The following is an 11621-nucleotide window of genomic DNA, read 5'->3' on the forward strand; positions in this document are numbered from 1 at the left end:
ATTGTATAAGTGATGTGGTGAATGGTTTGAGCTATTGTAGGCGTTGCGGTTCTGAAGAAATAGTTAAGCGGGGGAAGGCTCTAAACGCTTTGAAGACTACTTGGAAGCAACGGTATTTCTGTAAAAAATGTGGTTTCAAGTTCATTGATAAAAAACCTAATCTTTGTGTTGATTATGAGCCACCAAAGTTCGAGTACAAATCCAAAGAAATAGCACCTATTGACTGGTCGAGCTACAATGAGGCACAGCTTAATGAGAAACCGATGTTTCTCAAGATTCTGAATGATGTTCTGGAACTATTTATATTTGAGCAAGCAAAGAGCAACGGCAGACCGCTATTCAATGCAAAAGACATTTTGATTGCAATATTGGTCAAAATTTACAACAAAAACTCTGCAAGAAGAACAATATCGGATTTGAAACTTCTGAAAGAACTCGGCTACATAGAGCACATCCCGTGCTATGTAACGTTGATGAACCACTTCAACAATCTGAATTTCAAGCCGATTCTTGAGAAAATGATTGAGCTTACAGCACTGCCTTTGAAAGAGGTTGAAACTGATTTTGCCGCAGATTCGACAGGCTTTTCTACTTCTCAATTTGGCAGGTGGTTTGATGAGAAGTGGGGCGAGGAAAAAGAAAAGCGAATTTATAGGAAAGCCCACGTAATGACTGGCACTCTCACAAATGTTGTCACTTCTTGCATTATCACAAAGCAGGAGGGCAAAGGCACTGGAGATTCAACACAGTTCAAGCCTCTACTAAACAAGACCGCGCTTAATTTCAAAATGAAAGAGGTATCAGCAGATATGGCTTATCTTTCACGAGAAAATATCGAGGCAGTAATCAAAACTGGCGCTCTACCATTCATTCCTTTTAAGTCAAACGTAACAGGCACTGGAAATGGCTTGATTTGGCATACTCTTTGGAAATTCTTCAAAGACCGCCCACAGGAGTTTTACGAGTGTTATCATAAACGCTCTAATGTGGAATCTACTTTCAATATGATAAAACAAAAGTTCAGTGGCTTCCTAATGACAAGAACCTATACAGCCAACACCAACGAGATTCTTGCCAAAGTTGTCGCTCATAACATTTGTTGCCTAATCTCAGCTTATTTCGAGCTAAGGCTCGAAAGGGCTTTTTTAACAAAAGCCCAAGAAACAACCAAAATTTCGATATTACTCTAACTTTTTAAACAAGCCCGGGCGGGCCTTTCACCCGCCAGAAATCGGTATTTTTTCCGAATTTTTGGGGCGGGGATTATTCGGATTTCATGCGCCCGTCTGGCATTTCTTTTTCAGGTAGTCGCCGTAAATCTTTTCGCACAAGGCCTTGTCGTTTTTCGCATTCGCTATCTCGTAATAGCACTGGTCTTTTGCCGCCAAAGCGTTTTCAATCTTTTCGCAAACGCCCGGGTCGAGGAGTTCCACTGCGATGTTTCCGTAGCATGCGTTGCGGATGGTGTCGGTCACAATCCGGCCGCACAGTTCCTGGTCTTTCAGTATGCCTGCCACATTGCCGTAACAATCGTCCCTGACATTGACTGTCTCGATTCCGGAACAGGCCTGTCCGTTTTTCTCGGTTTCCGCCGCCACGCTGATGCAGGACTCGGTTTCGGTTTTAACGCTGAATTTTTGGCATTCGGCAAGCTTTTGGTCAAGCGTGCTTTGCATTCCGCCGGCGGGATTTACCGTGGTGCCGCCCGAGTCGGCTGTGCTTCCGCTGGTGGTGGGGGTTTGAGGGGGTGAATTGCTTTCATTGCCCTGCTGGCTGCAGCCCGCGGCAAAAACTGTCAAGGCGAAAAGCAAAACCATACAAGCTAAAATTTTGGTTTTCATAAATCAGATTTAAGGAAGAACTTTTTTAAATCCCTTTCCGCATTGTTTGTGTCGGCTTATGCCAGCGCAAACACATGCAAACGATTTTCTTGTCGGCTTGGTCAAACTGCTCCGGCCGCTTGAATGGAGCAAGGGCTTCGGCAACATGGCCGTTGCGGCAATCATTGCAAGCTATGCTTTCGGCGTCCAGCCAAGCATTCCGCTTTTTCTCGCCGGCTTTCTGGCGGTTTCGATGCTTTGGTCGGGCCTCTATGCATTGAACGACTGGACCGACCGGGAGGCGGACAAACTGCATCCCGTCAAGAAAAACAGGCCTATTCCTTCGGGCGCAATTCCGGCTGGCTTTGCATTGGGCCTTGCGGTCGTTTTGATTTTGTCCGCGCTGGCGATCGGCTTTTCCCTGGGAATGCTTTTTTTCATCTGCCTGCTTGCAATGCTGTTGAACCAGCTGCTCTACACCCTTGAACCGTTTTCGTTCAAGAAGCGCGCGGTAGTAGATTTGATTTCAGGTTCCGCAATCAACCCGGTTTTCAGGTTTTATGCCGGCTGGGTCCTCCTGGTTCCGGCATTCAATGCGCCTTTGCCGGCATTGCTTTTTGTTGTCGGCGTGCAGTTCGGCGGGTTCACCCTGTACAGGCTGACTTCGCATTCCGTCGAGGAAAAGCTCGGCTATAAAAGCTCGGCAACTGTTTTCGGCGAAGGCAAAGTGAAGGCATTGGCATACCTTGCGATTGTTTCGAGCGGCGCTTCGTATTTTTTGATGGCGCTGAATGGCGGCGGCTTTCTGGATTTTTGGAACGTTGCAGGCGCGGCCAATGATTTGGGCTTTTTGCCGTTCAAATTCTTCTGGCTCGGCGTTCTTTCGCTGCTTGCCCTGCCATTGTATGCGAACGTTCTGCTTAACCCGAAAAAGGCGGACATAAGCAAGGTTTATGTTCTTGTTTACCTGAATTATATCGTGTTTGTCGGCGGCATGATTGTGCTGTTTTTCTGGCAATGAATTTCGTTTTCAATGAATTTTGTTCCGGATGGTGTTTTTGTTTTGGCCCGCAAGCCGGTTGTTTCCGTCATAATCCCGACGCTGAACGAGGCGAAGTTCATCGAGCGGTGCATTTCTTCTTTTCAAACCCAGTCGGTTCCAAGACATGATTTTGAAATAATCGTGAGCGACAGCTCAAGCAACGACAATACCGCTGAAATTGCCCGCAAAATTGCCGACAGGGTTGTCGTCTGCGAAAGGATGAGCGCAACTCACGGCAGGAACGAGGGCGCAAAGCTTGCAAGCGGAAAATTCCTTGTTTTTGTCGACGCCGACACGGTTGTCGGAAAGCATTTCATTGAAGGCGTGGTTTGGGCGCTTGAAAAAGGAATTGCCGCGACCGGCCCGATTTTCGCGCTTGAAAAGGATTCATTGCGCATGAGGCTTTTTCTCCAGTACTGGAGTTTTCAGTCGCTTGTTTCCACTGCAATCGGCTTCCCGATTTTTCCCGGCTTCAATTTTGCCGTGCGCAGAAACGTGTTTGAAAAGGCCGGCGGCTTCCAGGAGAAAAGGACGGGCGAGGACATTGACCTTTCATTGCGCCTTGCAAGGCTTGGAAAAACCGTTTTCAGCGAAAACATGGTTGTGTTCACTTCCACGCGCAGGCTGAAGGAACAGGGCATAATCAAGTATGCGTTCAACGGTTTCACTTACATTTTTTTCGGGAAAAGCGTGCCATGGCACGAATACAGGAAGGATTTTGTCCCGCGGGGTGAGCGCAGATGAAAGTGCTTTTCGTGGTTTCGACTGCAAAGGACAGCGGCATTTTCACTTCCGCTAACGCCCTGGCGGAAAAACTGCGTGAAAAAGGCGTCGAGGTTGAAATCGACAACCTTCTTGGCAATGGCTATGACCTGGTGCATTTCCACAATCCTCTGCCGACAACGTTTTTTGCGGCACGCATCAAGTTCCTGAACCTGCCGTTCGTCTGCACGACAAACATGACAATAACCGAGCTGGACGGCCTCGTTCCAAACTATCTGTTCGGCCTGTCAAACCAGTATCTGCAGTTTTATTACTCGCACTGCGACAGGATAATCTGCACTTCGAGAAAAATCGAGGCGTTGCTCGGAGTTGAAGGATTTGCGTCCAAAACGGTTTTCATGCCGCTCGGCATCGACAACTCCTTTTTCCGGCCGAAACCTGAACTGGGCGGAATTTTCCGGCAGCGTTTCGGCCTGAAGCGAAAGGTTGTTTTGGCGGTTGCGTCCGCGCAGAAGCGCAAGGGCATTTTTGATTTTGTCGAAGTTTCAAAGGCGTTGCCGCAGTACGATTTTGTCTGGGTCGGGGGAATCCCGCAATTGCAGACGCTTGAAAAAAGGGCGGAGCTTGAAAAAATCGTGGCGGAAAAATATGACAACCTGGTTTTCACGGGCTATCTTTCTTTGGACGAGCTTCTGCAGGCGTACAATGCCTGCGATGTCTTTGTTTCGCCTACGTATGCGGAAACTTTTGGTTTGAACATAGTGGAGGCGGCCAGCTGCGGAAAACCCGCAATAGTGCGCGATTTGCCGGACCTGGACAACTTTGACCCGTTTGCCCTGAAGTTTTCCGACAACGAGGGCTTTGCAAGGCAGGTCTGCGCTGTCATGGAAGATGAAAGCCTGCGGAACGGCCTGTCGGAGAAGTCGCTTAAGGAATCCGCGAAGTTCAGCCTTGAGGCTAACTCGCAGAAAATCCTTGAAATCTACGAACGGCTTGTGCAAGGAAAAAATTGAGTGAAAGCAGAGGTTACTTTGCCCTCTGCTTCAGGTAACGCTTTTTCCGCTTCTTGCGGCGCATTTTCTTCTTTTTCCATTTCCATCTCTGGCGCGCCTTTGTCTTCTTGAAGCGGCTTGTTTCCTTAGTTCGAGTTCCCAAAAAAACCACCATTCCCGGCAAAAAAACCGGACAAATCGGATTTGAATACTACTGATTTGGAATGAAAGTATTTTAAAGGTTTGATTCGCCGGTTTCGTCCGGAGCCGTCACGCCCGGCTGGTGCGCTTTGTGGTGTTCGCGCTGTTGCGGAACACCACGCATGCTTTGCGGGATTTGCAAGGGATGCAACCCCTGCGCTCGCTTCGCTCGGAATGGCTGGTCCGAGACTAAGGCGCCCCGTTTGCGAAGCGCCGAGTAAACAAGGCAGGATTTTGCCGGCTTTTTTTCGTCAATCGGCTTTATTGTGTCGTTTTTTTGCATTTTTGCGTGCGGGCATTTTAATAAATTTTCAGCGCAGCATATGTTCTCTGATTTTGGGGTGGTTTGCTTTGGTTGAAGTTGTTTCGTTTTTGAGTGCCGTGCGCGAAAAAAAGCCGTTGGTGCATCACATCACAAACTGGGTCACGATTTACGATTGCGCAAATGTCGTGAGGGCGTTCGGCGCATTGCCCGTGATGGCGCATGCAAAGGAAGAGGTTGAAGAAATGGCTGGCATTGCGAACGCGCTTGTCCTCAACATCGGAACCCTCACGCCTGAACTGGTTGAGGCAATGATTCTGGCGGGAAAGGCGGCAAACAAAAAAGGCATTCCGGTCATCCTTGACTGCGTCGGCGTCGGCGCGACAAGCCTGCGTAATGAGAAGGCGGCTGAGATTCTTGAAACGGTGAAGGTTTCAATCATCAAGGGGAATTCCTCGGAAATCGCAAAAACCGCGGGCGCGAAAGCCCACACGAAAGGCGTGGAAGCGGCGGGCGTCGAGGGCGACCTGAAACAGATTGCAAAAAATTTCGCCAAAAAGCAGAATGCGATTGTAGTTGTTTCCGGAAAGGAGGACATCGTGACCGACGGCAAAAGGGTTTTTCTGGTGAAAAACGGCTGCAGCCAGATGGGCAGCATTGTTGGAACAGGCTGCATGCTTGCATCCGTTTTGGGCGCGTTTGCGGGCGCGGCGGAGAAGGAAAAATTGCTTGACGCAAGCATTGCCGCGTTGGTTTGCTTTGAGATTGCAGGCGAGCTTGCAGCAGGGCAAAGCAGGGGGCCCGGCACTTTCAAGGAAAGGTTTTACGATGAAATCGCTTCGCTTGACGCGTCGCAGGCCGACAGGTTGAAAAATGTCGAAGAGGTATCCTGAATTGGCGAAAGAACTTATTCTCAGCTGGGACCTTTACTTCATTACTGACCGCAACCTTTCAAAGCGGAACATTTTCCTGGATTGCGAGGATGCGCTCAGGGCCGGCGCCAGGGTTGTGCAGTACCGCGAAAAGAATTTTTCGAAGAAAAAAATGCTGGAAGAGGCCCTGAAGATCAAGGCGCTTTGCCGCAGGTTCGGCGCCAGTTTCATTGTGAATGACAACGTTGGCATTGCGTTTGAAACCGATGCTGATGGCGTGCATGTCGGACAGGAAGATGAGGCTGTGGAAAATGCCAGGAAAATTCTTGGCAATGAAAAGATTGTCGGCCTGACCGTGCATACCGTTGCGGAGGCGCTTGAAGGCGGGCGCCTTGGCGCGGATTACCTCGGCTTTTCTCCGGTGTTTGAGACTTCAACAAAGCCTGATGCGGGGAAAGCAGCGGGAGTTGGGGCGCTGGCAAAGGTTGTCAATGCAACTAGTCTGCCGGTTGTTGCGATCGGCGGCATAAGCGAAAAAAACCTTCCGATGGTTTTGCAGGCAAAGCCCTGTGCGGTCGCAATGATTTCAGCGGTTGTATGCGCCGACAGCGTTTTTGAAACCACTTCAAGGATCAGGAAAACAATCTTAAATTCTCGGCAGGAATAAATGCTATTTTCTAGCGAGGGGCATGGCATGGTATCCATCAGGGATTTCGGCGGCGAGTTTGCAGTCATTGACATGATAAAAGGAATTCTTGAAAAGCCCGGCAAAGACGTGGAAGTCGGCATCGGCGATGACTGCGCCATCGTGAATTTTGGCGGTAAAAAGCTTGTGCTTACCGTCGACGCGCTGGTTGAAGGCGACCATTTTGGCGGATGGTTTTCGCCGGAACAGGTCGGCAGGAAGGCGATTGAAGCAAACGTTTCCGACATCGCTTCGATGGGCGCGAAGCCGAAATTCGTTTTGGTGGGATTGTGCCTCAGGCGGGATTCGGAAGCCGGGTTTGTTGAACGCCTTTACAATGGCATCAATGAGGCGTGCAAAAAATACGGCGTTTTCGTCATTGGTGGAAATATCACGCACGGAACGCAGGTCGTAATCGACATTTTTTTGCTCGGCGAGCTGGAAGGCAATGCGAAACCGTGCCTTCGCAGTTCCGCAAGGCCCGGCGATTATATTGTTTCCTCCGGCAGCCTTGGCGGAAGTTGTGCCGGGCTGAATCTTTTCCTCAAAAAGGTTCCCGGCTTTGATGAAGTGAAAAAGTTTCACGTCGAACCGCACGCTAACCTCGGCAAGGCGCTTTTGCTCGCGCCTCTTGTCAATGCAATGGAGGATGTGAGCGACGGCCTCGCATCCGAAGTGAAAAACATCTGCAAGGAAAGCAATTGCGGCGCCGTCATTTTCGCGGACAATGTGCCGATTGCAATGGAAGTGAAAAATGCGGCGAAGGCGTTGGGCATGGATGCCTTGAATTTCGCGCTTTTCGGCGGCGAAGACTATGAACTGGTTGCAACCGTGCCGGAAAAAAACCTTAAAGCGGTCGAAGGCATCGGCGCGGTTGTCGTCGGCAGGATAATTGAAGGGAAAAACGTCTATCTGGAGCGCGGCGGAAAGCGGGTTTTGCTGGAAAAACGCGGCTATGACCACTTCGGAAAATGATGCCGGAAAACTTGGTTTTTTTGCATAAAAAATGCGTTTGGAAAGCAAATTATTTTGGCACAATTTATTAGCATAATTAACGTTAAATTTTTTGGCACATGGTTTTAATTCGGAATCCAAAATTTTTATTTTTTCAAATTTTGTTTTCTGATTTTTTATGTTTCGTGTAAAAAGGTTTTTATATGCCGGGCGGCTCTATTGTATGCCGGCATTTTTCAGCCGTTTGTTGTTGTTTTGCATTATTTTTAGCGGGGGGTCTTCATGGCGCAGGCAGGGTTCTCGGAAATCAGGAAAAGGAACGGTGACATAGCCAAGTTTTCCAAGAAGAAGATTGTCCTTGCAATCTGGAAGGCCGCGCAGGTCGTCGGCGGGAAGGACAGAGGCCTTGCAGACAGGCTTGCCGATCTTGTCATTGATGAACTGAACTCGAAATTTGACGAGAAAAGCCCCCCGAATGTCGAGCAGGTGCAGGACTGCGTCGAAAAGGTGCTCATGACATCCGGGCACGCCAAAACCGCGAAGGCATTCATACTTTACAGGCAGGCGCGCGCCGAAATAAGGAAGGAAAAAATGGTCGTCCTCGAAAAGGAGGAGATCGACGAGGTTGACAAGCGCTTCGACCTGAATGCATTGAAGGTTCTGAAGGCGCGCTACCTGCGCAGAAGCGAGGAAGGCAAGCTTGTCGAGGCCCCGAAACAGCTTTTCACGCGCGTTGCCGTGCACGTCGCCCTGCCGGACATGCTTTACGACGAAAAGGTTTTTGACAAAACCGCGAAGCAGAAAGCGCATCCAGCCGAAGAATTCGATTGCGCCGCAAACGACGGGAAATTTTCGGTCGGCATGTTCAAGCTCAACCAGTTTCATTTGGAGGGATTCAAGCGCCTTTTCGACAGGCTTAACATGGAGAAAAAGATGGTTCTGCCCTGGCATGAAATCCTGAAACTGCTTGAATCGGGTTATTTCGACAAGTTCGAAGGAAACATTTCGGAATTCTACGATCTCATGACTCTGAAAAAGTTTTTGCCCAATACTCCGGCAATCGCGAATTTTGGAAATCCTTTGGGCATGGGTTCGGCCTGCTTTGTCCTGGATGTTCCGGATTCGCTTGAAGATATAATGGAGACGCTGAAGAATACCGCGCTTGTCTTCAAGTCCGGCGGCGGCATGGGCTACAATTTTTCCAAGCTCAGGCCGGAAGGCGATTTCGTTTCCACGACATCCGGAATTGCATCCGGGCCTCTTTCGTTCATGCGCCTGTTTGATACAATGACTGAAGTCATAAAGCAGGGCGGCATAAGGCGCGGTGCAAACATGGGCATCCTGAACAGCAACCATCCCGACGTCGAAAAGTTCATTGTGGCAAAGAAGGGCAACATGGCCTTGCGCAATTTCAACATTTCCGTGCTGATAATGCCGGATTTCTGGGGCTATTATGAGAGGAACGAGCCTTATCCGCTTGTCAACCCGCGCACGGGTGAAGTGCTGAGGCACGTCAATCCGAGAATGCTTTTCGACATGATAGTTTACCAGGCTTGGGAGTCGGCCGAGCCGGGCGTGATTTTCTTCGACCACGTCAACGAGTTCAACCCGTTTTTCGCGCATCTTGGACCGATCGTAACGACAAACCCGTGCGGCGAAGTGCTCTTGTACCCTAACGAGCCGTGCAATCTCGGCAGCGTGAATGTCTGGGCCTTCGCAAAAGAGGACGAGGAAGGCAAGGTTTTCTTCGACTGGGATGAAATGGCGGGCATTGTCCGGCTTTCGACAAGGTTTTTGGACAACGTCATTGACATCAACAACTGGCCTTTGCCGCAGATCGAGGAAATGGCGTTGAACACGCGGAAAATCGGATTGGGCGTAATGGGCTTCGGCGATTTGCTGTATGAAATCTCGATAAGATATGATTCCGAGGACGGCAGGGCTTTCATGGAGCGGCTGATGGAAGCGGTCAACTATCATTCCAAGCTTGAATCCGTTGCCCTTGCAAAGTCAAGGGGCGCACTGCCGTATTTCAACAAGAGCTTCTACCCTGAAGGCAGGCTTCCGTTCAGCGGCAGCGTTGAAAAGGACAAATGGCACTTTGACTGGAACGAGGTTTCAGAAAAAGTCAAGTCGGATGGCATCCGCAACGGTTACACCACGATTATCGCGCCGACCGGCAGCATTTCAATGATTGCCGGCTGCAGTTCGGGCATGGAACCGGTTTTCAGCCTGGTCTTTGAAAAAAACGTCAAGGTCGGAAGCTTTTACTATGTGGACCCGGTCTTTGAAAAGGCGATGAAAAAGGAAGGCCTCTACGACGAAAAGCTCATGGAGCAGGTTTCCGAAAACGGCGGAATGCTGCATGACATTCCCTACATTCCGGAGCATTTGAAGGAAGTCTTCGTTACGGCAAGGGAAGTTTCGCCCGAAAACCACATCAGGGCGCTCGCGGCATTCCAGAAATGGACCGATTCCTCGATTTCAAAGACTAACAACTTTCCGGCCGACGCAACAGTGGATGACATGCGCATGTCATATCTGCTTGCCTATAAGCTCGGCTGCAAGGATGTCACAGTTTTCAGGGACTCGTCCATAATGGACCAGGTTCTTGTCGCGCCGATAAAAAAGGCGGAAAAAAAGGAATCGCCTGCGCTCCAGCCGGCGCACAAGCCATCGCATGAAACCGCAAACGCCGTGCCCGAAGAAAAGGGCTCTTTGAAGCTTGAGATGAAGGCAGTCGAGGCAATCGCCGTTCCGAAGAAAAAAGTCGAATTCATTCCCAACACGACCATTCCAAAATTCACTTTCGAGGACATTTCAAGGCACGGAAAACAGCAGAAGGACATTGCGTTTTCCAAAGCCGAGCTCAAGGACTGCCCCGAATGCAGCAATGCCTTGCAGTTCAAGGAAGGCTGCCTGACGTGCCCGGATTGCGGTTGGGGACTTTGCAAGTAGCTCGGCGATTTCGTCCGCCGGGTCCGACGACGGGTACACCGCTGTTGCGCTGTACCCATCTGCACTGATGGATGCTGATGAAAGAAAAAAATAATTCCGGTTTCGGCCTGGTTCAGGTTTTTTGGGGCAACGGGAAAGGAAAGACGACTGCCGCGTTGGGCACCGCGCTCAGGGCGATTGCGCTCGGCAAAAGGGTTTTGCTCGTGCAGTTCTTGAAGGCGGGCGTTGAAAAACAGCCCGGCCTGAATTCAAGCGGTGAAGTCGAATTGCTGCAGAAGTTTCCCAATTTTTTTGTGAAGCGCTTCGGCACCGGCGACTGGTTTTTTTCAAGGCACAAGGACAACCTTGAAGGGCATAAGCGGGAAGCATTGCTGGCGTTGAAGGAAGCCTGTGCAAACATTTCTTCCGGCGAATTCGACCTTGTTGTTTTGGACGAAGTGCTTTACGCGGTTTCTTTCGGCCTGCTTTCCGAAAAGCAGTTGCTTGAAGAGCTTGCGAAAAAGGCGCCGGGCACGGAAGTCATCCTGACCGGCAGCCACAAAAAGCTGGCAAAAATCGAGGCTGCCGCTGACCTGGTCACGGAAATAAGAAAAGTCAAGCACCCTTTCGACAGGGGCGTGCTGGCGAGAAAAGGCCTTGACTATTAAGCTGGTCGGAATCGAATCAGTTCACGACTGACACTGTTGCCGCGTAACCGGCTGAAGGGTAGTAAGAAGGATAATAGTAGTATGCGGGGTAAGTGTAATAGTAAAACGCATAATACGGGTAATAGTATGGGTAAGCGTATGGCAGGTAAGTGTTGTACGCATACCGGTATGCCGGCACGTACGTTGTGACCGGAACAACCATTGCCGGCTGGGGCGCAGGATAATAAGCCGGGTAGTATTGTGCCGCATAGCCGCCTCCATGAAAGCAATTGTAACCGTAACAGCCGCCGGGTTCGCGCTGGTAGCTTACGCTCCAGTCATCGCCGCCGAACTCGACATAGTTTACCCTTGCAAAGGCGGGGCCTGCAAAAAAAGCCAAAAAAAGAATTGCCGTCAGAAGTGGAACGGTTTTACCCAAACAACCACCAATAACTTGTTTAAGTAAATGAATTATTGCGGGTTTGT

Annotated in this window: 12 protein-coding genes; 9 read left to right on the forward strand and 3 right to left on the reverse strand. The window is 49.9% G+C overall.

The window, feature by feature from the left end:
• The first annotated feature begins 26 nt into the window (after positions 1 to 26).
• Positions 27 to 1190: a transposase gene (locus tag HY394_03125; protein MBI4053003.1), complete on the forward strand. Its 1164-nt coding sequence runs from the start codon at positions 27 to 29 to the stop codon at positions 1188 to 1190.
• Between the two features lie 84 nt (positions 1191 to 1274).
• Here the strand turns inward: HY394_03125 and HY394_03130 are convergent, their stop codons facing one another.
• A complete protein-coding gene (locus tag HY394_03130) occupies positions 1275 to 1817 on the reverse strand; it encodes a hypothetical protein (GenBank protein MBI4053004.1) in 543 nt (180 codons plus the stop codon).
• A gap of 82 nt (positions 1818 to 1899) precedes the next feature.
• On the opposite strand from HY394_03130, the gene HY394_03135 reads away from it, so the two are divergent.
• From HY394_03135 to HY394_03145, 3 genes are read left to right on the forward strand one after another with little or no spacing between them, the layout of a single operon-like run.
• Entirely contained in the window at positions 1900 to 2841 is a 942-nt protein-coding gene (locus tag HY394_03135; protein ID MBI4053005.1) for a UbiA family prenyltransferase, read from the forward strand.
• Positions 2842 to 2883: 42 nt separating this feature from the next.
• On the forward strand, positions 2884 to 3606 hold the full coding sequence (locus tag HY394_03140) for a glycosyltransferase (protein ID MBI4053006.1): 723 nt from the start codon (positions 2884 to 2886) through the stop codon (positions 3604 to 3606).
• The gene (locus HY394_03145; protein MBI4053007.1) at positions 3603 to 4598 is read left to right on the forward strand and encodes a glycosyltransferase family 4 protein; all 996 of its coding nucleotides are present in this window, start codon (positions 3603 to 3605) and stop codon (positions 4596 to 4598) included. The genes HY394_03140 and HY394_03145 overlap by 4 nt, the downstream gene beginning before the upstream one ends.
• A gap of 214 nt (positions 4599 to 4812) precedes the next feature.
• Here HY394_03145 and HY394_03150 read toward each other — a convergent pair whose 3' ends face one another.
• A complete protein-coding gene (locus tag HY394_03150; GenBank protein MBI4053008.1) occupies positions 4813 to 5061 on the reverse strand; it encodes a hypothetical protein in 249 nt (82 codons plus the stop codon).
• Here HY394_03150 and thiM point away from each other — a divergent pair.
• The 5 genes from thiM to HY394_03175 all read left to right on the forward strand — a co-directional run bounded on the left by thiM (position 4953) and on the right by HY394_03175 (position 11156).
• Positions 4953 to 5933 (forward strand): hydroxyethylthiazole kinase, encoded by a 981-nt coding sequence (gene thiM / locus HY394_03155; GenBank protein MBI4053009.1) that lies wholly within the window; start codon positions 4953 to 4955, stop codon positions 5931 to 5933. The two genes, HY394_03150 and thiM, sit on opposite strands and share 109 nt — an antisense overlap.
• Complete coding sequence (gene thiE, locus HY394_03160) at positions 5914 to 6579, forward strand: thiamine phosphate synthase (protein ID MBI4053010.1); 666 nt, start codon at positions 5914 to 5916, stop codon at positions 6577 to 6579. Before thiM ends, thiE begins: the two co-directional genes overlap by 20 nt.
• A 27-nt stretch (positions 6580 to 6606) precedes the next feature.
• Positions 6607 to 7572, forward strand: coding sequence for a thiamine-phosphate kinase (thiL, locus tag HY394_03165; protein ID MBI4053011.1), 966 nt, complete (start codon positions 6607 to 6609; stop codon positions 7570 to 7572).
• Positions 7573 to 7833: 261 nt separating this feature from the next.
• Positions 7834 to 10509, forward strand: coding sequence for an adenosylcobalamin-dependent ribonucleoside-diphosphate reductase (locus tag HY394_03170; GenBank protein MBI4053012.1), 2676 nt, complete (start codon positions 7834 to 7836; stop codon positions 10507 to 10509).
• Positions 10510 to 10586: 77 nt separating this feature from the next.
• Positions 10587 to 11156 (forward strand): cob(I)yrinic acid a,c-diamide adenosyltransferase, encoded by a 570-nt coding sequence (locus HY394_03175; GenBank protein ID MBI4053013.1) that lies wholly within the window; start codon positions 10587 to 10589, stop codon positions 11154 to 11156.
• A 16-nt stretch (positions 11157 to 11172) separates the two neighbouring features.
• Here HY394_03175 and HY394_03180 read toward each other — a convergent pair whose 3' ends face one another.
• Positions 11173 to 11535, reverse strand: coding sequence for a hypothetical protein (locus HY394_03180; GenBank protein MBI4053014.1), 363 nt, complete (start codon positions 11533 to 11535; stop codon positions 11173 to 11175).
• Positions 11536 to 11621: the final 86 nt, after the last annotated feature.

This window comes from Candidatus Diapherotrites archaeon (assembly GCA_016205145.1).
In the GTDB taxonomy this organism is placed as follows: Archaea; Iainarchaeota; Iainarchaeia; order Iainarchaeales; family JACQJH01; genus JACQJH01.

Excerpts from the sequence above, each read along its gene's own strand:
- HY394_03130 (MBI4053004.1), bottom strand. The coding sequence starts at position 1,817 with ATGGTTTTGCTTTTCGCCTTGACAGTTTTTGCCGCGGGCTGCAGCCAG.
- HY394_03135 (MBI4053005.1), top strand. The coding sequence starts at position 1,900 with ATGCCAGCGCAAACACATGCAAACGATTTTCTTGTCGGCTTGGTCAAA.
- HY394_03145 (MBI4053007.1), top strand. The coding sequence starts at position 3,603 with ATGAAAGTGCTTTTCGTGGTTTCGACTGCAAAGGACAGCGGCATTTTC.
- thiM (MBI4053009.1), top strand. The coding sequence starts at position 4,953 with ATGGCTGGTCCGAGACTAAGGCGCCCCGTTTGCGAAGCGCCGAGTAAA.
- HY394_03150 (MBI4053008.1), bottom strand. The coding sequence starts at position 5,061 with ATGCAAAAAAACGACACAATAAAGCCGATTGACGAAAAAAAGCCGGCA.
- thiE (MBI4053010.1), top strand. The coding sequence starts at position 5,914 with ATGTCGAAGAGGTATCCTGAATTGGCGAAAGAACTTATTCTCAGCTGG.
- thiL (MBI4053011.1), top strand. The coding sequence starts at position 6,607 with ATGGTATCCATCAGGGATTTCGGCGGCGAGTTTGCAGTCATTGACATG.
- HY394_03170 (MBI4053012.1), top strand. The coding sequence starts at position 7,834 with ATGGCGCAGGCAGGGTTCTCGGAAATCAGGAAAAGGAACGGTGACATA.
- HY394_03175 (MBI4053013.1), top strand. The coding sequence starts at position 10,587 with ATGAAAGAAAAAAATAATTCCGGTTTCGGCCTGGTTCAGGTTTTTTGG.